The following is a 22,544-nucleotide window of genomic DNA, read 5'->3' on the forward strand; positions in this document are numbered from 1 at the left end:
TTTTTGGTTTAAATAAAGCATTTAAAAAATATCTGAAACAAAAATGTAAAAGTAGATGATTTAGAAATATATATTAAACTGGTGATAGTTATGATGAAAAAATGTACTTAATCTATCGGTTATAGGTTAGTTGAAGAGTGGTTTTTATTTGTTGGGGGTCTGGAGAAGTCAAAAACGCTAATGGTGGATATCGAGTGTTATTTAAAAAAGAGGTTGGGTATCTAAAAGTTCCAACCCTTTTTGTGAATGAGTAAATTCAGATAGAAAAATGTTCTATATTATAATTAATGCTGTGAATATAAAAAGTAATAATTTTTTTATAAAAAACCATGATATGAATATTCTTTTTTCTTATCCTATCTTGGTGGTTGTATTATAGATTTATAATCTCCTTGCTCCCCTGATGTTAAGCATATCAGTTGGCATTCTAAGAGATTTAATTGTACACATCTCATTATCTTTAAAAGAGAATATTGCTGTAACCATCTCATGACCTGCTTCAAGGTCAATTCTGTGTACAAATAAACGTGTTCCAGCAGGAATTACAAATAGAAAAGATGTTTGACCAGTAGGGGTCATTTCTATTTTTAAATCTTTTTGTGTGTCATAAAAATGTCCAACCTCAAATGCATGAAATTCATTTGAGTTATTATAATAGTTATATGGATATAGATTCTAATACATAAATCTAACCTCTTTCTTTTTGTAAATTTATTTAATACATTAACCTATTAAAGCAAATATAAGAGTGATCTCGATAGGTTAGGCTTAGAAAGTGACTATTGAATTCGAAGAAGTTAAAATGTGAAAAGTTTCACTTATGTTAACCTGAATATCTATTACTAATTTACTCTATATAAAAAAGCAGCTGTACAAAAGTACAGCTAGTCTTCTTCGCAAATTTATATGGCCTGGATGACGAATTGGGATTTAGGTATATATAGTAATTGTGCTGCTAAGGAAGTTGTTGTGTTAGCAAATGGGTATGCTTCCTTATAAAGAAATTTACTATACACTATTTCATTCATTTCAAAGGTCGTATACAGTTTTTTAAGGATTTTTTGAGAAATTTTATTTGTACAAGCAGCGATAAAATCATAATCTCTTTTACTTATTTCTTGAATGGCATGTGAAAGAAGGGTAGTGATTATACCACTTCCCATCCAATCTGGATGACAAGCGCCCATATCTAGATAGACCAATTTTTCTTTATCTAAATGAGAAAATTCAATAGATTCTGTCTCTAATGTATCTAAAAGTTGAAAAATAGGTTCCATTTGCGGGCATAGTTCAATCGCTTTCTCTGTATCTATTAGTGGCTGAGTTACTTTTTTTGTTAAAAGAACTCCAACAATTTGAAAATTTTCTATTGCTACAAATGACATAGCTTGAGATACAGCTTGTTTCATCATTTCTTCGCACATTTTGTGAAAAGGAGCAAAAGGAATTTGTAAACTGCTTACAAGAGGTTCGTTATTCACAAAGGAATGTGCAAGTAAGTGTGCTGCATCTTTCACGTGGTGTGTATCAAGTAGCTCTATATTCATATGTTTTTCCTCTTTCCTGATATAGTTAATAGTAATTAAAAGGATTAAAAAATTTTATTTAATTTAGTTAAGTTTAACTATTAAAGCGCTAACAAAAATGGTGATTAAACATATGAATAAATCTGTTTAGTAGCAATCGAAATATTTTCATAAAGAAATGCTACAATCTCATCTATAGATTCAACAGTTGTATATGGAGAGATAGAAAAGAATTTTAATGTGGAAATTGAATTTCTACCACAACTGTTTATTGCATCTACTACACAAGAACGAGTTGTATCACCAAAAAATACTTGATCGCGATTTTTTCCTAGGTAATTAAATAGTTCTATATTTAATCGGTTTGTATCCTCAATCTCTTCTTTTGTTGCAAGACCTATTCGTTCTTTTTTCCAATTTTCTTGGCCATCTCCATTCATATAGAAACGGAAAGTTGTAATTGGTCCATATGTAAAATCATTTGTGATTGCGACTTGAGGTAGAGCTTCACGTAACTTCTCTCTAAATAATAGATTTACACGAATATAATTTGCTAATAATTTTTGATATCCTTCAATTCCAAAGGCTACTAGATTGATATACATCGGAATAGCACTACCAGCTCGTGAGCATTCTAAGGTATAGCCTGTATGATAACTACCATATGATCTATTACCAAGATAAGGTGTATCATCTTGTTCAATGTCCATCAGTTGTAAATCAGTATGATTTTTTACGATTAAAATACTTGAAGCATAAGGTGTTTGTCCTAATTTATGAAAATCAAAACATACACTATCTGCAAGAGACATATATTGCATTTTATCTTGTACGTATTGTAAGGCATTTTTTACAGTAGGTTCAAATGAGAGTGGATTTTCTACAAAATTATAATTGTTAAAGAAGCTATAGAATCCGCCCATTGCAGAATCAGCATGGATATAAATAGGCTTTAATTTATATTTTTTCTGTATTGTTTCAGCGCTCTCTTTAATTTTTTTTATATCATCAATGGTAAATGTATCTGTGGACCCCATAGTAGCTAGAATATAGAGAGGGATACCGCCATTTTTAATAACCTGTATCATTTTATTCTCTAAATCTTCTATATCCATAGAATTTGTATAAGGATCAGTTTTTACTTTTATTAAGTGATTTGACCCGATGCCAGTTGCTTCAGCTGACTTTAATAAACTATAATGTGCATTTTCAGAAGCAAAGCAATATACATTTTGTGGAGCGCCATGTTCTTTTGCTGATGGGAATTGTTTAGAAATTGCTAAGCGCAAGCTCGAAAACACACATCCTTGTCCACCCCATGTTGTATAGCCACCGCTATTATGCGGATTATAACCAATCAGTTTTGAAAGCATGGATACAACTTTTACTTCTGCTTCAGCTGCCCCTGGACCATATACATCCCAAACACCATTACCATTTAAAAGGGCCATGGTTATTACACCTAATAGTGAAGGTATACTTGGTAGTGGTACAGCGTTAGACAAGTAATATTTATTTGGATAAGGATGACCATTCATAAATTGGTTTAGCTCTTCTATAACCTCAGACATAGTGATTCCAGCTAGTGGAATATGACTTTGGTGAATTAAGTTATTGTAGTATCCTTCGGATTTTTCCTCACATTTACCTAAAGTAGCTCGCTCTTCATTTTTTAATCGGTCAAGATTTTTAATTATTTTCTGCATAGATTCTAATAAAAGTTGTTGTTTTTCTTCATTTCCGTCAACGCTCGGAAATAGTTTTAAAATATCTTGCATGCAGTCACTTCTCCTTGTGAAAAACTGGATTTTTATTTTACTTGGTTAAACATAAGGGTATAATGATTTGTAATTGCCCTTTCGAACACTTAGAAATGAGGAGCTATTTAGAAAAAAATGTAATTCCATAGAAGATTATATGAACTATGGAATTTAAAGTAAAGAAAAATTTTTTGATTTATTTTAAAAAAGTAATTGTGAGATAATGAAGTTTCTAAAAATATTTCTGAATTAATTGTTTATTCGGTTTGGATGTTGCCCTAGCATGTATTCAACTAGTGTAATAGATATTTTTATATAATGTAGAACGTATTATAAGGTAGTTTAATAAAAGGGTTCAAATACCTTATAAACTGTAGATATTGTTGGGAAAAGATAAAAGAAATTGGTTGGAAGTGCTAAAGATATATTCTAGTGGAGAAGAAGTAGTAGTATGGATTTGGTAGAAAAATCAGCATAATTTTTTATAGAAGAATAATTACTTAATCAAAGTTGTTTAATGAATTTAATTTTATTATCTAATAATAATGGACGAATTAAATGTGAAGAGTTTTCTTTAACCTGATTAGAATTTTTTGCACCAGGAATAGCAACTGAAATGGCTGGGTGAAGGAGAAAAAGATGAGAATAGATCTACCAGATAAAGTAACAAAATATGATCATGTAGATTTATATGATGAGAATGGGAGTAAAGTGGATATTAAAAGTACAGATGCTCTTATTCCATATAAAAAGTAAGAATTGAGGTCGAAAATGAACGTAAGGGGAATACAAGCAGAATTTGAAAAGTTACACTATTTTGATGCATGGGTTACTAAATTAGTATGCGACTATTTTGGTGATGAGGTATACCTAACTTATAAGAATGAAAATGGCGACGTAGATTTTCAATTTAGCGGTTGCTATAGAATAGATTTCAAACATAGCATGGGATATGTAAAAGAAAAACCAATAAAAACATTTACATATGAACAGTTACCATATTTTCTTCATGATATTGAAATTGGTGAAGTAGAAAAAGAGGGCTTGAAATTATTTACCTGTAATATAATTATGCCCCCTATGGAATTAGAAATATGGTGTAAGGATATAAAAATTGAAAGCTAAGTATTATAATAAAAAACGCTCCAATTATTGTTAAAAATTTACAAGTATTAGATGTGAAAATACTAGGATTTCCTACAGGTTTCAATATAAGAATAAATCTTGCAAATGCATTTACGGATTGAGCTAATAGAATAGCAAGCCATAAGATTGATATTCCGGCTGCGAGAAATATTGATAACATTGATTTATGTAATGTGTTATATGACCTGGGTGTACCACAGGAAAAAACGTTAAGTTTATAGCGGGCTAAAAGTCTGCTAATCAATTCATGACAACATCCATAGACTTTGTTTCTATACTGAGATGAAATAGAGAGGATATTTATTATAGAAACAATCCAATTAGATAACGGAAATTTACAAGTAAAGAGATAATGCATAAAATATTGAAAAATAAATTAGATTTACCAAATTATTATGGAGAGAATGCTGATGCATTGTGGGCTTGCTTAACAGCATGGGTTACTCTTCCTTTAACAATAGAATGGGAGTTTTTTAAAGATAGTAAGAATATGTTGGGCTCTGAAGCGGATTTGATTTTAGAAACATTTCAAGATGCTCAAGAAGAAATGACAGGTGAATTTTATATTGTTGTAAAATAATGGAAAGAACCTTGAGTAAACATAAAACTGTGGAAATATTTAATTTCTGCGGTTTTTATTATATTAATTTCGATGATTTTAATTTGAAAAATAAATTTTTGGTTGATAGGAGCTTGTATATGAAAGTAAAGTGTATAAAAAATTCAGGAGATACATTTTCAGAGGAGTTATTAAAACAAGGATATAATCGAGATTCAATAATAAATTTAGAAATCCATAAGGAATATGTGGTTTATGGTATGAGTTTATTAAATGGAGAATTAGACTATCTAATCTTAGGGGAAAATGAAAACTTGCCTTCATGGTACCCAGGTGAATTGTTTGAAGTGTCGAATCCTTTACAACCTTTAGAATGGTATTTTGCAGATCATAAACATAGTAAAGCGACAACAATAGAATATATATGGGGTTATAAAGAATTAGCTTTAAACGATAGACATGCTCTAGGTTTAATGGAAAGAGAGAATAAAGATATAGAAATATTTTTAAAGCGTAAAGCTGAAATGGATGAATTTGAGGAATTGTAATAGTATATGAATTAATTGATTAACCTATAAAAAGCGTAGAAATTAAATATTTCTACGTTTTTTTGTACATAACATTTAAATAAACAGCTTATTTTTGGAAAAGTTGAAAGATGTCATTTATGTTGGCGCAAATATCTATTACAATGTATTCTATATAAAAAAAGTAGCTGCAAGTGCAACTACTTTTTCATAAAAACATTATGATTCTAATAACACCTTTAGCGTAAACTTGCGCTTAATGGTACTTGAGAATAAACTGTGAAATTGTTACCATAAGTACCGTGTCTTGAAAATGAGGAAGAAATTGAACTGTTCCAACTTTTGTAGGTAGCCCCAGATGTATCTGTTCTTAGAAGTACATTTGAAAAGCTAGCTTGGCTAAAGGAGTTACGTCCAGTATCTTCAACCCCCTGAACCATTTTTACTGGCTCATATTGAGAAAATGAGCCATATACAGGCTGATTTGCATATCTAGGGTTTCCATTTACATACATAGTAACCGTACCATTTCCGTTATTAACTATTTTAAGATTTACTTGATCACCATCTTTAATTGACGCATCAAACTGTGTGTTCCAATACTTACTGTTTTGACCTGATTCATTATATCCTGAATTTAGAAATACTTTATATCCACTTGGTGTTTTGGAAATACCACCCTCAACTTTAGATGCTCCAATACCTAAATACCAATTCACATACCCATCTTTAACAACAACTGATTTTGGTAGATTTATATCAGCTGCAATCCCAGTATAGGTACTATTTGTAACACTTTTTACAGCACCTTCTGTAGCTGCAAAACTAGTAGTTGAAAACATTGATAGAGAAATTAGAAGTGAACCAACTAGATACATCATTTTTTTCTTACTTTTTCTTAATACTTGATTCATTTTAGATCCCCCATATTTTAAATTATTAAATTGTATGGAAAGTTGGCCAACTAACTACAACTTACAAACTAAAGATATATCAGGTTTTATTTAATGTATATATTTTCCTGTTAGAAGTCATCGAAATGTCAAATAGATTTGTTTTTTCGTATTTATCAATATAGGTGGAGTTGACAGATTAAAGTAGTATGTCTATTTAAATGTAAGAAAATTTTGTTAAAAATCCTATAAAAACCTATAAATGTATTGAGGATAATATGTACTATGATTCATTTAGGAGAGAAAAATATGGAATGAATATAGTGGGATCTATCAAAGAGTATATCTGAAATGTTTATAAATAGATTAAATTCAAAGAAAATAAATAAATCGTTTTTCTTAAGGAATTCATTGAAATAGTCCGTAGATTAAGGGGAATATATGATTTATAAGATATGGATTTCCTATATAAAAGAAGAAAGGGGATCCAGGTATGGGAATTACAAATACAAGATCGAAGTTAGATAATGCAGCTATTGAAGAGGCTATAGAGGCATTAAAAGGTGAAAATGAATGTTTACGTATGGAAATCGATTACTTAAAAAAGTTAAAGGCCTTCGTTCAAAAAAAGATGAAATTACAGAACAAGACAAAGAAAGAGTAATTTATCTTACAAAATTCGAAAGTACAGAGCATATTAAGATAGTATTAGATAATTATATAGGTCATTACAATCGCAAAAGAATCCAAGTACAGTTAAAAGGAATGAGTCCAGTACAATACCGGACTCACATTCAAACAGCTGCTTAATTTTTTGTTTAATTCTTCAGGTCCAGTTCATCATAGGCGAGCGATTGTTGGCTTGCTACGCGCAGTGATTGTTATTCTTTAACTCATCTCATATTACGTTAGTTTAAGTATTGAGAGTAAAAGAATAGGAATAGAAAAATTAATGTTTTGCTAAATAATCTATTAAAGAAACTTAAAGGAATAACAAGTTCTCCTATTGTAAGGATTTTAAGTTTATCCTTATTTAGTCCTTTTATTAATTCTTTTAATGTTTGGAAATTTATTTTATTAACGAAAGACCAACTTGGCACAGCTTTTGTATCTGAACCTATTTTGAAAATGATATGAATACTATGTGCATGAAAACCGCTTATTATTAAAATAAGCATAAACCCTAAAATAATGAACCAAGTCATTTTTCAACATCTCCTTTCAGTATTTAATATTAAGATATTAAAACTGTTGAGAAAGTGTGCTGTTGTCCATGAAAAATATTGAGAATTTGTTGAGGGAATATTGAGGATGTTGCAATGCGATTGATTGTAGCGGAGTTAATAATGCTTGTCATATTATATGTGTGAAAAAAGGAAATAGGAAAGAGAACAGTTGCGTAGACTGTTCTCTAAGGAGCGGAAGTGCTGAACATTTTCAATGACAATGATTCAAGCATTCCGTTAATAGTATGTGTAAATATTTATGATTCATACAAGAAAGGCAGCTATAAAAAATAGCCGCCTTGCCCAGGGAGATTTCAAGAAAATTAGAGATTCATTATGGATACAGATTGGCTGTTACCAGCCTTTTTTAGTATTGGAGAAAATTTCATTAATTATTCATACGTTAAAATTATATTATTTGAAAGATAATGATAGGAATTAGGTCAAAATTGCTAGTGAACAAAACTTTGAGGAATATTGAAACGAAATCAGCATTAATGCTCCAAAATAGTGTTAATAAATTTATCAAAGAAGGACGAGAACTAATGCATCGGGAACAAAAGTTGGTTCCGAACTGGCAAGTTCAATGGATTAGGGAACACCCTATCATTAATGAACGGGAAACGATAGAATTCAATGACAATAGAATATCGCTGTTTATAGCCCAAAATGGAAAATGTGCAGTAACTGGGGAAGAATTGATTCTAACGGAAATGGATTGCCATCATAAAAACATTAAAAAAGGATCTATGCCTAATAAACTAACAAGATAGCTCTAACCTAAAGCGAGCAAAATTAGCTTAAAGACTTTTGATATGAAGGAAAAAGAAGCAGTAGGCTGCTCATGTGATAAAAAAGTAGTAGAAGAAAATCCAATAGCATTCAACGAGCAAACTTTGGAGTTAGTAAACCATTTGTAGCTGAAGGGGATTAATGCGGGGATTGAAGATTTGAATGCACAACTTGTTCTCAAAGTAATGGAAACAGCTTTAGAAAAGAATGCGCCTAAGGTGAACGTAAACGTTGAGAACAAGTATTAGCTAAATATCGAAAAGAAGCTTAAGTCAAATGGAAGTAGATTATATTATGTGAGAGAGATTTAATCATGTGTGGAGTATTCAATAGATTAATGATTTTCAAGAGGTGAGGAAATTTGGTATTTCTGTAGGGAATATTTTGAAAATATTTAAACGGAAACCCCAGTAAGTAATTTTACTAGGCTATGATTAAGCTGAAAAACAAAAAGTAATTTCAAGTAGTAAGGGTTTGGTGTGATTATAATGCCTGAGCAACTATCAATATTTGATTTTGAAAAGGCTTATATTAAAAAGCTCAATTCTATGGTGCGTTATACATATATTATTATTTATATATCAAATGAAACAAAGGTAATTGATAAACTCCCAAAAGAAATTGCACTAGATGATTATTATGAGTTGTTTTAATTAATATTTTTATATTAATATTAAATTACATATAAATATTTGGATTAATAATGGGAGGAATTTTTTTGTCTGGGGTTAATACAAATGAGCAAGCTCAAAATAATACTAGTAAAACAAGTATCCAAGAGGAAGCAAGAATACGTGGTATAGAAAAAAGTCGTAGCATATATAGTTACCTAAATGAGGAGTATACAAGCTTTAAAAAGGGTAATAACCTTTGGGAAATGGAAAAGTTTAAAGAGTATATTGACTCAAAAATCAGTGATAAGAAGCAACTAAACCTTTATTATTCTATGTTAGTTTCTTATATTGATACTGTGAAAATTAATTTTCAAATTTATACAATATTTGCTACTTTTGTCGGGATTGTAGTATCGATATTAATAGCTACCACGGCGCAATTAGCGCAAATTTCCAGTAAGGTTGGTGGAGAAAATATAGATTATGCTAAAACAATTATAGACATTGTAGGAAACAGTAATATGAAAATAATTCTAATTCCAAGCATTGTATTTCCATTGGTACTGATTTTGGCAATAAGAAACCATCGTATTATAGATAAAGCAAATTTATTTTTAGCGATTTTAGGATCCATCAAAGAAGATAGAGAACAAGATTAAGTAGTCCGAGAACGAAAGCGTGAGGCACTGGTTCACGTATAACTTTCTGAAACTAGCAATCTTCTTATGAACTTTATGTAAAGCTATTAGCTAAGATTTTAAAAGATAGAGGAATTCATCCAAGCAAAGGTTTATGGGCACATAAAGATATTACTTACAAATTAGGTGGAACTGACTACAAAGATCCAATTGATTACCTTCGCAGTCATGGTGTACCAGAATCACAATTCAGAGCGGAGGTACAAAAGGCGTATGAAGATGCGATAGTTACAGTTAAACCAAAAACCACAAGAACCATCTCAAAACGTTGTAAGCGGAAACAGGAGTAGCTTATATTGATGGACTTAACGTAAACCTAAGAAGTGTACCATCAATAAATTATGGTGTTATCCGTCAATTAAATAAAGGAGAAGCATAACAAGTATGGGGAAAACAAGGTGATTGGTTAAATCTTGGCGGTAACCAATGGATTTATAACAACCCATCTTACATTAAATATCAAGGGGAACAAACTTCTGCAGTAAGTTCTGTAGAAGATAAACGTGTTGTTTCTAAAGTGGACGACCTCTCTGCTTCTTGGTCTGATAAAGATGTAGCAGGAACGGTAGATGAAGGGCTAGGATTTATGATTGATGCTAAAGTATCAATTAATGGTTCACCACAATATAAAGTACATAACAGCAAAGGTACAACATACTATGTAACTGCAAATGAAGCCTATGTGTATGTGAAGTAGAGAAAAGGGCTACTCAATATGAATAACCCTTTTTCTTATAAATTGGTAGAAAACAACATACTAATAACTATTTAGAATACTTTTCAAACGCTTTACTAATAACTACAAGTCCTATTATGAAAGAAAGTGTTCTTATAATTAATTCGGCAACTAGCAAATCACCCATAGTCTTTGAAACATCATATAATTCACCAGTAATAATAATTGGTGCCATGATTATTAGTATTCCTATTAGAATTTGAATGAACAGAATATATTTAGGTTGCAGAGAGATCACCTCCATTAAATTAGCATGTATAATGAACTTAACATGTAATTAAGAAGTAATCGATCATTTAAAAATTTATCAACTTTAAAAATATACATATCCTTCTTTATAAATATATTTATAGTGACTCGTCGCATAAGATGCATTAAAACCTACACTTCCTGTCTTCCCTACAGTAATGGATACATTGCCATTAAAAGTAGTTGTACCATTATTATGAAAATCACCATTAACAATATAGAAAATTCTGTTAGGATCCTCTAAATTCGCTTGAACTGTACCACTGAACGTTTTAGAAAGACCATTTGCATCTCTATTCATATTAATATGTTTTATTTCCTTAATACCCCTGAAGCTACCACCCCATTCATTTGTTTCACAATAAAACCTTAATGAAGGGCTATAGAAAGGTGTTACTGAAAAATTGGTTGTTAGTGTTCTGTACGTAGCGGCAAGTGTTGCAGCAGATGATTGTCCACGAGCTTTCCCTTGAGTCATGAGTTGCTGAGAAATTTCTTCTCTAGGTTTATTGGTATCTGCAGCAATTTGACTAACAAGTTCCCCAAACGTTAATACCTCACTCATTTGTACATTCGATTGATCTGATAAATCTAATACATTACCTTTTTTTACAGTAGAATCAGCTGTGTTACCCTCAGATGCACTTGCAATTGTTCCTCCTCCGAATATAGCAAGAGATAATCCTGCAACACTTAAAACGCTACTAATCTTTTTCATTTTTCATACCTCCTAAAATATTAATTAAGAAAATACCATGCTAATTTACCTTTATTTGTTAGCATAGTTAAATGTTAACTCTTAAAGTATGGAAAATAAATACTTAACAACCAAATATTTTCCATAAATATTTCGACAAATAGGGTTCACACAATACCATTACTAGCATTACGATTAGTTTTATATAGGTAATTCTTTCTTTACAATCTAACGATTTACCGATAAATTTTCGTCAATTGATAAAATAATGTAGGAATATTGAAAATATTTTTTATAAATTTGTTTTTTACAACTTATTACAATTAAACTTTGTTATGATTGTTTTTATATAAACTGAATAAAGGAGATTATGATATGATAATTCTGAATAATGAAAAAGTTACTAAATTATTAAACGAATGGTATAAAGTTATTTTATCTAAACAAATAACAAAAGCGACAAGAATGAAAGAAGAAGTTGATGAAAAGATTAGTGTCTTAATGGTCGAACAAAATCGAGATCTACAAGATCAAAATCTCTTATTGTATTATTCTCTATTGGATTATAGTTATAAAGTGTTAATAAATAAATCATATGTAACTCGTAGTGATTTTGATGCAGTTGAAAAACTTACAACAAAAACTATTGATGAGTATTTAAAATACTACTACCATTTCTATAAAGCTGTGCATAACACTATGATTGCTAACTATATGGAAGCTATGGAACAATTTGAAGAAGCTGAACGACTTTTAGAGTATATTCCTAGCGACATTGAAAAAGCTGAATTTAATTATAAACTTGGTGAATTATATTATCATCTTCAACAGCCTTTATTAACAATTAAGCATGTCATGAAAGCAAAAGACATATACAAAAAGCATGAAGACTATGTAATAAATCAAATTGAATGCGATACAATCCTGGGATTGGCAAGTGTTACTTTAAGTCAGTTTGAACAAGGAGAAGAACTTTTTGTTAAGTGTTTAGATATGGCAAGAAAACATAACTGCACTCGACTAATTACCTTAATTCAATACAACTTAGGTTTTCTTTATGCAAAACAAGGTATATCCGCAACTGCAATTCGACATTTAATGGATGTTTATAAATCTGAGAGACCTTATCATAAAACTGTGTTCTTATTGGCTCGAGAACATTTCAAATTAAACGAAATTGAGAAAGCGCAAGAATTTTTGATTCAAGGTTTTGATTTAGCTGATGTTGAATATACACATCATTTCCGAATACTTCGAGCGCAATACGATGAAAATTATAAGCAGAGTTTAGAGACAGCTATTAAAGATGGTCTGAATTACTTTGAATCTCAAAAACTTTATGGATTTATGGAAGAGTACTCTGGAATTTTAGCGAAAAAACTTTATCAAGAAGGGAATCATGAGAAAGCTAGCCAATATTTTAATATATCTTATGATGCTAAAGAATTACTTCAGAAGGGAAGTGCGTTAAAATGAAAAAAGTACTAATGGGATTTGTTAGTTTTGCTGCTGTTTTAACTATTGGAAGTTTTACAGAATCTTTTACATCACAAGCTGATCATGGTAGACCACCTGCACCACAAAGACCAGATTATATTTCTAATGTGGCCGATTTTGATCACGGTAGACCACCTGCGCCGGCATACGAATACGGCGATACTTATATTGATCATGGTGAGCATATCTAAAACAAAAAGAGGACGTGATATATACGTCCTCTTTTTGTTTTATTTTGATTACGACCAAATGCTATCATCTTTATATTTGAAATATCGACTATTGCGGAAATACAGAAATTTGGTATACCGCTTTTTCATTATTACTAACAAATACACCAGAAGCAAATACAAATTGGAAAAGCTGCAATAAAAATATAAGGTTTACACATTATAGATTCGATGATTTTATTAGTGTATTACCAAGAGATATTACCAAAAATTTGAATCGAGTCTTGCAATTTACAAAAGATCTAAATCCAATATTGGATGAAATAAATCTTTTTGAATCTAATAGCTTCATTGAACAGGGACATGAACATATAAATTATGAATTACAACGATATGAAATGAAAGAATATATAGAACTCTTAAATGATACCAAAGATTATCACTAAATTTTATAATCATTAACTGTTTAGTTAATATTCATGTATGGAAATTATTATCTGAGTAAAAATAAATAAAAATCCAATATCATTTCCAAAGAAAGCCGTGCATTCCGATCTAGATAGAGGAATCTAAGGCTTTTTTTAATTACTCCCATTCAATTAGGGGCTGAGCAGTTAAATTATCCACTGGGAACAATTTATTACGTAAATGAGAAAAACTACGTCTGAAAATAAAAATGCTTACAAATTTTAAAGGATTTCCTTTTGTGTATCAAGAAGCAAAATATATTTATGATAAAATATAGAAAAAGATGATTAAGAAGGGACAATTAAAGTGAAACCAACAATTTATGATGTTGCAGAAAAAGCAGGTGTATCAATAGCAACTGTATCTAAGGTGATTAATCAAACAGGGCGTATTAGTGAAAAAACAATAAAAAAAGTAAATCAGGTAATGGATGAACTAGATTACCAGCCAAGTAGTGTAGCGGCAGCGTTAACAGGTAAAAAAACATATACGATTGGGGTACTTGTCCCAGATATCTCAAATCCTTTTTTTGCAGAAGTAGCAAGAGCTTTTGAAAATAGTGCACGAGAATCAGGGTATACACTCATTTTATGTAGTACAGACCATCAAACAAAACGTGAGCATGAATACATTGATTTATTATTTAAAAAGCAAGTAGATGGCATTATTATTGCAACGGAGCTAAATGATTATAAACTTGTAAAAAAAATCGTGAATCGAGATTTGCCACTAGTACTATTCACTGTAGATCACCCTTCCATCACGACTCATGTTGTGACAACTGATGATATGAGGGGAGGCTATCTAGCTGGAAGTTATCTAACGCAGAAAGGCCATACATCTTTAACGATTATGATGGAGAAGGATAGAAAAAGTAGCTTGGGGAGATTGACTGGTTTCAAACAAGCTCTTACGGATTCAGGAATTTCGTTAGATGACGATGCTATCATTAGTTGCTATTCGACAGTGGAAGATAGTAAACGTGCAAGTAAGGAATTACTTCGTTTGCCTAACAGGCCTACTGCCGTTTTTGCTTGTACAGATTTAATTGCTATATGCCTAATGAATGAAGCAAGAAAACAAGGGCTTTCGATTCCAGAAGATTTATCAATTATCGGATTTGATAATACAATCTATGCTGAGATTGCAGATCCTGGGTTAACGACGATTGAACAGCCAATTACACAAATGGCAGCTTGTACGTTTGAACAACTCTTAAAAACGATGGAAATGAAGGAACACGCTAAGCAAAAAATTACTATTATTCCTCAATTAGTAGAGCGATCATCAGTAAAGGATATTACATGTTAGCATTTTCGATAACCTATTTGAATGTAACGAAAAGAAGGTCATCGTAACCATGTGCAGTTATGATGACCTTCTTTATTATTAAGAACTTATACTGAGAATTGCTCGCCGCTTTTCGTATTTAAATCCTGTTTCATCTTATTTTCCTTTGGAATAGTCAGGAAATGAGTTAAAAATGCGCCAAAGAAGTACAAGCCAGCAAAGATCCACATCACGCCGCCAACACCTAAAGGACCGATGAAGGCAGTTACTACTAATGGTCCAACAAATGCTGATAATCCTGAACCTAAATTTAAGACAGACATTGCAGCTCCTTTATTTTCAGGAGATAAAGATGGAACTAAAGCTGTAAGAGGTACATAACCGGCGAGTGTTGCTCCGTAGCAACAGGCAACAAATAATATAGCCCAATAATTATGCCCCACCATTTGAGGTACATAATAGAGTGCAAGAGTTACAATTCCGCAACCGACTCCTCCGAACCATTTAATTGTATTTACCCAACCAAACTTGTCTCCAACAATACCAAAAATAATATTAAACACCATATTTACAAAGAATAGAGTACCCCAAATTTGAAGCCATTCAGTCATCGTAAAATTATATTTCATCATATAAGTAGGCAGGAAAACAACAAATCCAAACTGAGCGGCCGAATTTATAATTTTTACAATACCGCCTATACCAACCTTAGGATTTTCAAATGCGATGGTAATGCCTTTTAGTAACTCACTTGATTTGTTAGCGCTTACGGTTTGTGCTTTAAATCTGTCCTTATTTACAACAATTGAGAACAATCCCCCGATGACAACAAAAATTAAAGCGCTCCATAATGTAGCGATTTCTCCGATTTTAGGAACCATATAGCTAGAATAAAAGGCCCCTATAACACTGAGGCCAAGCTGGAATACGAACCAGAACCAGCCAACTGCTCTTGAAAGCATTTGCTGAGGAGTACTGTAAGATACCCAAACTAGAAAAGAATAAGCAAATAAAGGATAACCGAACCCTCGTAGGGCATAACAAATTAATATTACGGGATAATTCATATGTTGAATTCCTATACCTATGAACCCAATTGAACCTAAAATGAATGATACTAAACCAAACGTCATGACTTTTCTTGGTCCCCACATTTGTACAAATACCCCTGAAAACCAAGAAGAAGCAGATACAGTAATTCCGTAAATAGTAAACAAGAAAGCAGCGTGTTCTAGCGTTAGTCCTTTTTCAACGAGATAAGGGGATAACCATCCCTGTTCTAAACCATCCCCAATCATAAAAACAATAATCCCTATGTATCCCCAAGTTAAATTAGAAGGGATGCCAACCTTGTCCATAAATGTTTTGTTTGAACTCATTGCGTTCATTCTCCCACCACCGATAAGTTATTTTTTGGTTAAGCGCTTAATTCTTTTTGATAAAAAAAGTATACGCTTACATAATAGGGTCGTCAATGAAATTTTTTGACAATTTACAACTTTCTTTTATAAGGGCATTCTATTTACTTATTGGACAATAAAATAATAATGAGTATGAAAAGAAAGGAATACCTTATAGATGGGGTTTACTAATTAAAAGGCTTATCTTCCCTTGTTATATCAGTATTTTAAAAGATTATTTTTGTAGCGGTTTAGATTATTTGTTTCTAATTATTAATTTGTATATGGACGTAGTACGTTTACTTACGAAATTTGAAATTCGAATAAAAAGAAAAGTATTCAAAAAAATAAAAATGTTTTCAATTTAGAATCAAGTGTGTATAATGAAGAAAAATAGGGAAAGCGCTTAACTGAATTTGATGTGCTAAACCTTATAGACTTTCATTTTTTTCTTAAATTTAAATAAAGAGGGAGAAATCATATGAATGTATTAACGATTGGAATTATTGGGGCTGGACGAATTGGGAAACTACATGTTGATAATTTGCAGCTGATGCCACAAGTGAAAATTAAAGCGGTTTCAGATGTTGTGATTAGTCATCTGGAAAAGTGGGCCGAGGATAAAGGGATTTCCACTCTGACTACAAACTATCAGGATTTATTAGCAGATCCAGAAATTGATGCTGTCTTTATATGTTCACCAACAAATACACATGCGCAAATTATAAAAGAAGCGGCTCTTGCGAAAAAACATATTTTCTGCGAAAAACCTGTTAGTTTCTCAGTAGAAGAAACATTAGATGCATTAGAAGTAGTAAAAGAACAAGGGGTATCTCTTCAAGTAGGTTTTAATCGTCGTTTCGATCCTAACTTCAGGAAAGTCTATGATCTTATTCAACATGGAGAAGTAGGACACCCACATATTTTAAAAATTACGTCACGCGATCCACAACCGCCAAGTATAGAGTATGTTCGCTCTTCAGGTGGATTGTTTATGGATATGATGATTCATGATTTTGATATGGCTCGTTATGTGATGAATAGTGAAGTCGTTGAAGTATTTGCATATGGCACAACATTAATTGATCCATCCATTCAGGAAGTAAATGATGTTGATACAGCAATAGTCACATTGAAATTTGCGAATGGAGCTTTAGGCGTAATTGATAATAGCCGCCAAGCTGTTTATGGATATGATCAGCGTCTTGAAGTATTTGGTGAAAAAGGGGCGGTCACTGCGGATAATTGTTGCCCGACAACAGTACAAGTTTCAAAAACAGAAGGTGTTGTAAAAGATAAGCCGCTTTATTTCTTCTTAGAGCGGTACACGCAGGCTTACATTGAAGAAGTAACACAATTTACAAAGTCAATTATAGAAGGACAAGCTGTTATTTGCAGTGGTAATGATGGGTTACAGGCAGAAAGAATTGCGAAAGCTGCGAAGGAATCATTACTAACAGGAAAACCTGTTCAAATTGAACATAAACAGCCTGCATTAAATCAATAAAGAGAGCGCTTACTTCTAGAAAGATAAAGAGTTATGAATAGTAGGTTTATAAAAAATATGAACCATATCATTCACTCTTTCATAAAGCATGGGAGGTAGAAATAATGAATCCACTTATTTTTAAAGAAGATTGTCCATTAGACTTAATTGCAGTTGGACGTTTATGCGTTGATTTAAATGCCAATGAAACACAACGTCCTATGGAAGAAACAAGAACGTTTACTAAGTATGTGGGGGGATCTCCTGCGAATATCGCAATTGGTGCGGCGCGTCTTGGCTTACAAACAGGATTTATCGGTAAAGTGTCCGATGATCAAATGGGCCGCTTTATTACAGGGTACCTAAAGGATAACAATATTAATACAGATCAGATATGTATTGATCGTACTGGTGCAGTGACAGGTTTAGCTTTCACAGAAATTAAAAGCCCTGAAGATTGCAGTATTTTAATGTATCGCGACAATGTCGCAGATTTAAATCTTGATCCAACAGAAGTTTCTGAGGACTATATTAAACAATCAAAAGCTCTCTTAATTTCAGGAACAGCTTTAGCGAAAAGTCCTTCTCGCGAGGCGGTATTTTTAGCGCTAGAATATGCGCGTAAACATGATGTAGTCGTATTTTTTGATGTTGATTACCGCCCGTATACATGGCAATCAGAGGCTGAAACGGCTGTGTATTACAATCTAGCGGCTGAAAAATCTGATGTCATTATTGGGACGCGTGAAGAGTTCGATATGATGGAAAAACTATTAAACTACGAACAATCTAATGACCAAGTTACAGCTGAAAGATGGTTTTCTCATCATGCGAAAATCGTCGTAATTAAGCACGGCGGGGATGGTTCAATCGCTTATACGAGAGACGGCCAATCACACCGAGGCGGTATCTTTAAAACAAAGGTATTAAAGACGTTTGGCGCTGGCGACTCGTATGCATCTGCGTTTATTTATGGCCTAATGCAAGGGCTTGAAATTCCTCAGGCGATGCGATTAGGTGGTGCTTCTGCTTCGATTGTTATTTCTAAACATAGCTGTTCGGATGCAATGCCAACAAGGGCAGAGATTTCAGCATTCATGGAAACGGCTGAGGAAATTGTATAAAAACATCATAAATGAGTAATCAAGTAAGTGCGTATCTTATGTACGCTTCTACATTACATAAAAGGGAGAGAATGAATATGACAGTACAAACAGCACAAATTGTAAAAAACTACATTGGCGGCGAATGGGTAGAATCTATTTCAACTAAGATGGAAGCTGTATATAATCCAGCAACAGGGGAAGTAATCGCCCAGGTACCACTTTCAACAAAAGTAGATGTTGAACAAGCTGTATTAGCAGCAAATGAAGCATTCAAATCTTGGTCCAAAACAGCTGTGCCAAAACGTGCTCGTATTCTATTTAAATATCAACAATTATTAGTAGATAACTGGGAAGAGTTAGCGAAACTTATTACGATTGAAAACGGAAAAAGCTATAACGAAGCTTACGGTGAAGTTCTTCGTGGTATTGAGTGCGTGGAGTTTGCTGCAGGTGCTCCTACATTAATGATGGGAAAACAGCTTCCTGATATTGCAACAGGTATTGAGTCTGGTATGTATCGTTACCCAATTGGTGTTATAGGCGGCATTACACCATTTAATTTCCCGATGATGGTTCCATGCTGGATGTTCCCACTTGCAATTGCTTGTGGTAATACATTTGTATTAAAACCTTCAGAGCGTACACCACTTCTAGCAGCAAGATTAGCTGAATTAGCTGAATTAGCTGGTTTACCTAAAGGTGTATTAAATATCGTAAATGGCGCACACGATGTAGTAAATGGTCTTCTGGAACATAAATTAGTGAAGGCAATTTCATTTGTAGGTTCCCAGCCTGTCGCAGAATATGTATACAAAAAAGGAACAGAAAACCTAAAACGCGTGCAAGCATTAGCGGGTGCGAAAAACCATTCCATTGTATTAAATGATGCGAATCTTGAACTAGCAACAAAGCAAATTATTAGTGCTGCATTTGGTTCAGCTGGTGAGCGTTGTATGGCTGCTTCTGTTGTTACAGTAGAAGAAGAAATTGCAGATCAATTAGTTGATAGATTAGTAGAAGAAGCGAATAAAATTGTCATTGGCAATGGTCTTGATGAAGATGTATTTTTAGGCCCAGTTATTCGTGATAACCATAAAGAGCGTACAATTGGTTACATCGATTCAGGTGTAGAGCAGGGTGCTACATTAGTTCGTGATGGACGCGAAGATACAGCTGTAAAAGGAGCTGGCTACTTCGTTGGTCCAACAATTTTTGACCATGTTACAAAAGAAATGAAAATCTGGCAAGATGAGATTTTTGCTCCTGTTTTATCTATTGTTCGTGTGAAATCATTGGATGAAGCGATTGAAATTGCCAATGAGTCTCGGTTTGCAAATGGAGCTTGCATTTATACAGATAGCGGGGCAAGTGTACGTCAATTCCGTGAAACAATTGAATCTGGTATGTTAGGTGTGAATGTTGGGGTTCCAGCACCAATGGCATTCTTCCCGTTCTCTGGCTGGAAAGACTCTTTCTATGGTGATCTTCATGCGAATGGTACTGACGGCGTTGAGTTTTATACTAGAAAGAAAATGCTTACATCTCGTTGGGAAAAGTAATCATAAAGAGAGAAGTAGAATCTCTCTAGTTGCTTGTAAGCGAAAGTAACGGAAGTAGTAAAACATAAGAAGGAAGTATTAGGAGTCTATCAAATTCCTGATACTCCTTTTTCATATGCAGCATGACGGATAGAGATAGAAAGGAGCAAATCATATGCAAACTGTTAGAATGACGACAGCACAAGCTTTGGTGAAATTTTTGAATCAGCAATACGTAGAGTTTGATGGGAAGCAACAAAAATTTATTAAGGGAATCTTTACGATTTTTGGTCATGGAAATGTAGTAGGCCTAGGTCAAGCTTTAGAAGAAGATGCAGGGGAATTGGAAGTATATCAAGGGAGAAATGAACAAGGGATGGCAAATGCTGCGATGGCCTTTGCAAAACAAAAACATAGAAAACAAATTATGGCATGTACTTCTTCTGTTGGTCCTGGATCAGCAAATATGATTACCTCTGCTGCAACAGCTTCTGCAAATAATATTCCTGTTTTACTACTTCCAGGTGATGTATTTGCAACGAGACAACCTGATCCTGTTCTTCAACAAATTGAACAAACACATGACTTATCTATTTCTACGAACGATGCTTTTCGTGCAGTAAGTAAGTACTGGGACCGGATAAATCGTCCTGAACAATTGATGACAGCTATGATTCAAGCCATGCGTGTTTTAACGAATCCGGCAGATACAGGTGCTGTAACAATTTGTTTACCACAAGACGTCCAAGGGGAAGCGTGGGATTTTCCAAGCTACTTCTTCCAAAAGCGTGTTCATCGTATTGAACGTCGCCTACCTACAAAAGCCAGCTTAGCGGATGCGGTTGAAATGATTAAGAGAAAGAAAAAGCCAATTATGATTTGCGGTGGTGGTGTAAGATACGCAGAAGCGGCAGAGGAACTGAAACAGTTTGCTGAGGCATTCCGCATTCCATTTGGAGAAACGCAAGCTGGGAAAAGCGCGATAGAAAGCAATCATCCGTATAATCTTGGCGGCATTGGGGTAACTGGAAATTTAGCAGCTAATACAATTGCAAAGGAAGCCGATCTTGTTATTGGAATCGGGACAAGATTTACTGATTTTACAACGGCATCTAAACAATTGTTTCAGAATGAAGAGGTTGAGTTTTTAAACATTAACATTTCAGAATTCCATGCGAATAAGCTTGATGCATTAAAGAATATAGCAGATGCAAAAGAAGCACTTCTTGCTCTAATAGATGAACTGCAAGCAATTGAGTATCAATCTAGTTACACAGTAGAAATTGATGATGCAAAAGAGGCTTGGGAAACAGAATTAGAACGTCTACATAATGTTCGCTTTACAGGTCAAGGTTTCACGCCGGAAGTTGAAGGTCATTTCGATGAGAATTTAAATGAGTATGTAGACGCACTTGGTACACAATTAACACAGACCGCAGTCATTGGACAAATCAATACATTACTTGATGAAGATGCAATTATTGTTGGTGCGGCAGGAAGTCTTCCGGGTGATTTACAAAGAATGTGGGCAGCAAGAAAACCTAATACATATCACATGGAGTATGGATACTCTTGCATGGGCTATGAAGTTGCAGGTGCACTTGGTGCAAAGCTAGCTGAACCATCGAAAGAAGTATATGCAATGGTAGGGGATGGAAGTTACCAAATGCTACATTCTGAGCTTGTCACAAGTCTTCAAGAAAATAAAAAAATTAATGTTTTATTGTTTGATAACTCTGGATTTGGCTGCATTAATAACTTACAAATGGGTAATGGAATGGGGAGCTTCGGAACAGAGTTTCGTTACCGAAACCAGGAAACTCGTAAATTAAACGGGGCTATTATGAAAATAGATTTTGCAGCTAGCGCGGCTGGATATGGCGTAAAAACGTATCAAGTTACATCAATGGAACAATTACAGGAAGCGCTTAAGGATGCGAAAAAACAAACAGTTTCTACATTAATTGATATTAAAGTATTACCAAAAACAATGACAAATGGATACGATTCATGGTGGCATGTAGGTGTTGCAGAAGTATCTAATAGTCCAAGTGTACAAGCTTCGTATGAGAGTAAAGTAAGTAACTTGCAAAAGGCAAGATCATATTAGATTAGGACACAAAGAGAGCTTTTTATCTACATGCATATTGTCTAGGAAGTTCTCTT

The 22,544-nt window shown here is 33.2% G+C and carries 21 protein-coding genes and 4 pseudogenes; 17 read left to right on the top strand and 8 right to left on the bottom strand.

The window, feature by feature from the left end:
• Positions 1-902: 902 nt before the first annotated feature.
• The 3 genes and pseudogenes from ACTFRU_RS21095 to ACTFRU_RS21105 all read right to left on the bottom strand — a co-directional run.
• Positions 903-1,547: a hypothetical protein gene (locus ACTFRU_RS21095; protein ID WP_440037824.1), complete on the bottom strand. Its 645-nt coding sequence runs from the start codon at positions 1,545-1,547 to the stop codon at positions 903-905.
• A gap of 104 nt (positions 1,548-1,651) precedes the next feature.
• The gene (locus ACTFRU_RS21100) at positions 1,652-3,304 is read right to left on the bottom strand and encodes a pyridoxal phosphate-dependent decarboxylase family protein (protein WP_440037825.1); all 1,653 of its coding nucleotides are present in this window, start codon (positions 3,302-3,304) and stop codon (positions 1,652-1,654) included.
• A 486-nt stretch (positions 3,305-3,790) separates the two neighbouring features.
• A pseudogene (locus tag ACTFRU_RS21105) lies at positions 3,791-3,919 on the bottom strand (aldo/keto reductase); the annotation flags it as partial.
• Between the two features lie 138 nt (positions 3,920-4,057).
• On the opposite strand from ACTFRU_RS21105, the gene ACTFRU_RS21110 reads away from it, so the two are divergent.
• The 4 genes and pseudogenes from ACTFRU_RS21110 to ACTFRU_RS21125 all read left to right on the top strand — a co-directional run bounded on the left by ACTFRU_RS21110 (position 4,058) and on the right by ACTFRU_RS21125 (position 5,539).
• Positions 4,058-4,411: a hypothetical protein gene (locus ACTFRU_RS21110; protein WP_098593122.1), complete on the top strand. Its 354-nt coding sequence runs from the start codon at positions 4,058-4,060 to the stop codon at positions 4,409-4,411.
• Between the two features lie 11 nt (positions 4,412-4,422).
• Positions 4,423-4,623: pseudogene (locus tag ACTFRU_RS21115) on the top strand (hypothetical protein); the annotation flags it as partial.
• 161 nt (positions 4,624-4,784) lie between these two features.
• Positions 4,785-5,012 carry a barstar family protein gene (locus ACTFRU_RS21120; RefSeq protein WP_098593121.1) on the top strand — a complete coding sequence of 76 codons (228 nt, stop codon included), beginning with the start codon at positions 4,785-4,787 and terminating at the stop codon, positions 5,010-5,012.
• Positions 5,013-5,131: 119 nt separating this feature from the next.
• Positions 5,132-5,539: a hypothetical protein gene (locus ACTFRU_RS21125; protein WP_098593120.1), complete on the top strand. Its 408-nt coding sequence runs from the start codon at positions 5,132-5,134 to the stop codon at positions 5,537-5,539.
• A 218-nt stretch (positions 5,540-5,757) separates the two neighbouring features.
• On the opposite strand, the gene ACTFRU_RS21130 is transcribed toward ACTFRU_RS21125, so the two are convergent.
• A complete protein-coding gene (locus ACTFRU_RS21130) occupies positions 5,758-6,432 on the bottom strand; it encodes a hypothetical protein (RefSeq protein WP_098593119.1) in 675 nt (224 codons plus the stop codon).
• 472 nt (positions 6,433-6,904) lie between these two features.
• On the opposite strand from ACTFRU_RS21130, the gene ACTFRU_RS21135 reads away from it, so the two are divergent.
• Entirely contained in the window at positions 6,905-7,075 is a 171-nt protein-coding gene (locus tag ACTFRU_RS21135) for a hypothetical protein (RefSeq protein WP_440037826.1), read from the top strand.
• 38 nt (positions 7,076-7,113) lie between these two features.
• A complete protein-coding gene (locus ACTFRU_RS21140; RefSeq protein ID WP_372585042.1) occupies positions 7,114-7,221 on the top strand; it encodes an IS3 family transposase in 108 nt (35 codons plus the stop codon).
• 98 nt (positions 7,222-7,319) lie between these two features.
• Here the strand turns inward: ACTFRU_RS21140 and ACTFRU_RS21145 are convergent, their stop codons facing one another.
• On the bottom strand, positions 7,320-7,616 hold the full coding sequence (locus ACTFRU_RS21145; RefSeq protein WP_000219733.1) for a hypothetical protein: 297 nt from the start codon (positions 7,614-7,616) through the stop codon (positions 7,320-7,322).
• An 842-nt stretch (positions 7,617-8,458) separates the two neighbouring features.
• On the opposite strand from ACTFRU_RS21145, the pseudogene ACTFRU_RS21150 reads away from it, so the two are divergent.
• From ACTFRU_RS21150 to ACTFRU_RS21165, 4 genes and pseudogenes are all read left to right on the top strand, one after another.
• Positions 8,459-8,653 (top strand): annotated as a pseudogene (locus ACTFRU_RS21150) (DnaD domain-containing protein); the annotation flags it as partial.
• Positions 8,654-8,917: 264 nt separating this feature from the next.
• The gene (locus tag ACTFRU_RS21155) at positions 8,918-9,082 is read left to right on the top strand and encodes a hypothetical protein (RefSeq protein ID WP_176543036.1); all 165 of its coding nucleotides are present in this window, start codon (positions 8,918-8,920) and stop codon (positions 9,080-9,082) included.
• Between the two features lie 65 nt (positions 9,083-9,147).
• Positions 9,148-9,702, top strand: a complete 555-nt coding sequence (locus ACTFRU_RS21160; RefSeq protein ID WP_098529230.1) for a hypothetical protein — start codon at positions 9,148-9,150, stop codon at positions 9,700-9,702.
• A 56-nt stretch (positions 9,703-9,758) separates the two neighbouring features.
• Positions 9,759-10,438: pseudogene (locus tag ACTFRU_RS21165) on the top strand (N-acetylmuramoyl-L-alanine amidase); the annotation flags it as partial.
• A 67-nt stretch (positions 10,439-10,505) separates the two neighbouring features.
• Here the strand turns inward: ACTFRU_RS21165 and ACTFRU_RS21170 are convergent.
• The gene (locus tag ACTFRU_RS21170) at positions 10,506-10,721 is read right to left on the bottom strand and encodes a hypothetical protein (protein WP_033667167.1); all 216 of its coding nucleotides are present in this window, start codon (positions 10,719-10,721) and stop codon (positions 10,506-10,508) included.
• A 69-nt stretch (positions 10,722-10,790) separates the two neighbouring features.
• On the bottom strand, positions 10,791-11,444 hold the full coding sequence (locus ACTFRU_RS21175; protein WP_098282866.1) for a hypothetical protein: 654 nt from the start codon (positions 11,442-11,444) through the stop codon (positions 10,791-10,793).
• A gap of 354 nt (positions 11,445-11,798) precedes the next feature.
• On the opposite strand from ACTFRU_RS21175, the gene ACTFRU_RS21180 reads away from it, so the two are divergent.
• The 3 genes from ACTFRU_RS21180 (at position 11,799) to ACTFRU_RS21190 (ending at position 14,869) form a co-directional block, all read left to right on the top strand.
• The gene (locus ACTFRU_RS21180; protein ID WP_440037827.1) at positions 11,799-12,899 is read left to right on the top strand and encodes an aspartate phosphatase; all 1,101 of its coding nucleotides are present in this window, start codon (positions 11,799-11,801) and stop codon (positions 12,897-12,899) included.
• Positions 12,896-13,111: a hypothetical protein gene (locus ACTFRU_RS21185; protein ID WP_000757098.1), complete on the top strand. Its 216-nt coding sequence runs from the start codon at positions 12,896-12,898 to the stop codon at positions 13,109-13,111. The genes ACTFRU_RS21180 and ACTFRU_RS21185 overlap by 4 nt, the downstream gene beginning before the upstream one ends.
• A gap of 753 nt (positions 13,112-13,864) precedes the next feature.
• On the top strand, positions 13,865-14,869 hold the full coding sequence (locus ACTFRU_RS21190; RefSeq protein ID WP_440037828.1) for a LacI family DNA-binding transcriptional regulator: 1,005 nt from the start codon (positions 13,865-13,867) through the stop codon (positions 14,867-14,869).
• A gap of 86 nt (positions 14,870-14,955) precedes the next feature.
• Here the strand turns inward: ACTFRU_RS21190 and ACTFRU_RS21195 are convergent, their stop codons facing one another.
• Positions 14,956-16,236 (bottom strand): MFS transporter, encoded by a 1,281-nt coding sequence (locus ACTFRU_RS21195; protein WP_139849318.1) that lies wholly within the window; start codon positions 16,234-16,236, stop codon positions 14,956-14,958.
• Between the two features lie 493 nt (positions 16,237-16,729).
• On the opposite strand from ACTFRU_RS21195, the gene iolG reads away from it, so the two are divergent.
• The 4 genes from iolG to iolD all read left to right on the top strand — a co-directional run bounded on the left by iolG (position 16,730) and on the right by iolD (position 22,488).
• Positions 16,730-17,755 (top strand): inositol 2-dehydrogenase, encoded by a 1,026-nt coding sequence (iolG, locus tag ACTFRU_RS21200; RefSeq protein WP_109736949.1) that lies wholly within the window; start codon positions 16,730-16,732, stop codon positions 17,753-17,755.
• A gap of 104 nt (positions 17,756-17,859) precedes the next feature.
• A complete protein-coding gene (gene iolC, locus ACTFRU_RS21205) occupies positions 17,860-18,858 on the top strand; it encodes a 5-dehydro-2-deoxygluconokinase (protein WP_033659598.1) in 999 nt (332 codons plus the stop codon).
• A 77-nt stretch (positions 18,859-18,935) separates the two neighbouring features.
• Positions 18,936-20,399: a CoA-acylating methylmalonate-semialdehyde dehydrogenase gene (locus ACTFRU_RS21210; protein WP_069604473.1), complete on the top strand. Its 1,464-nt coding sequence runs from the start codon at positions 18,936-18,938 to the stop codon at positions 20,397-20,399.
• 154 nt (positions 20,400-20,553) lie between these two features.
• Positions 20,554-22,488 carry a 3D-(3,5/4)-trihydroxycyclohexane-1,2-dione acylhydrolase (decyclizing) gene (gene iolD, locus ACTFRU_RS21215; protein ID WP_440037829.1) on the top strand — a complete coding sequence of 645 codons (1,935 nt, stop codon included), beginning with the start codon at positions 20,554-20,556 and terminating at the stop codon, positions 22,486-22,488.
• Positions 22,489-22,544 lie beyond the last annotated feature (56 nt).

This window comes from Bacillus cereus group sp. MYBK220-1 (assembly GCF_051916445.1).
GTDB classification, from domain to species: domain Bacteria; phylum Bacillota; class Bacilli; order Bacillales; family Bacillaceae_G; genus Bacillus_A; species Bacillus_A cereus.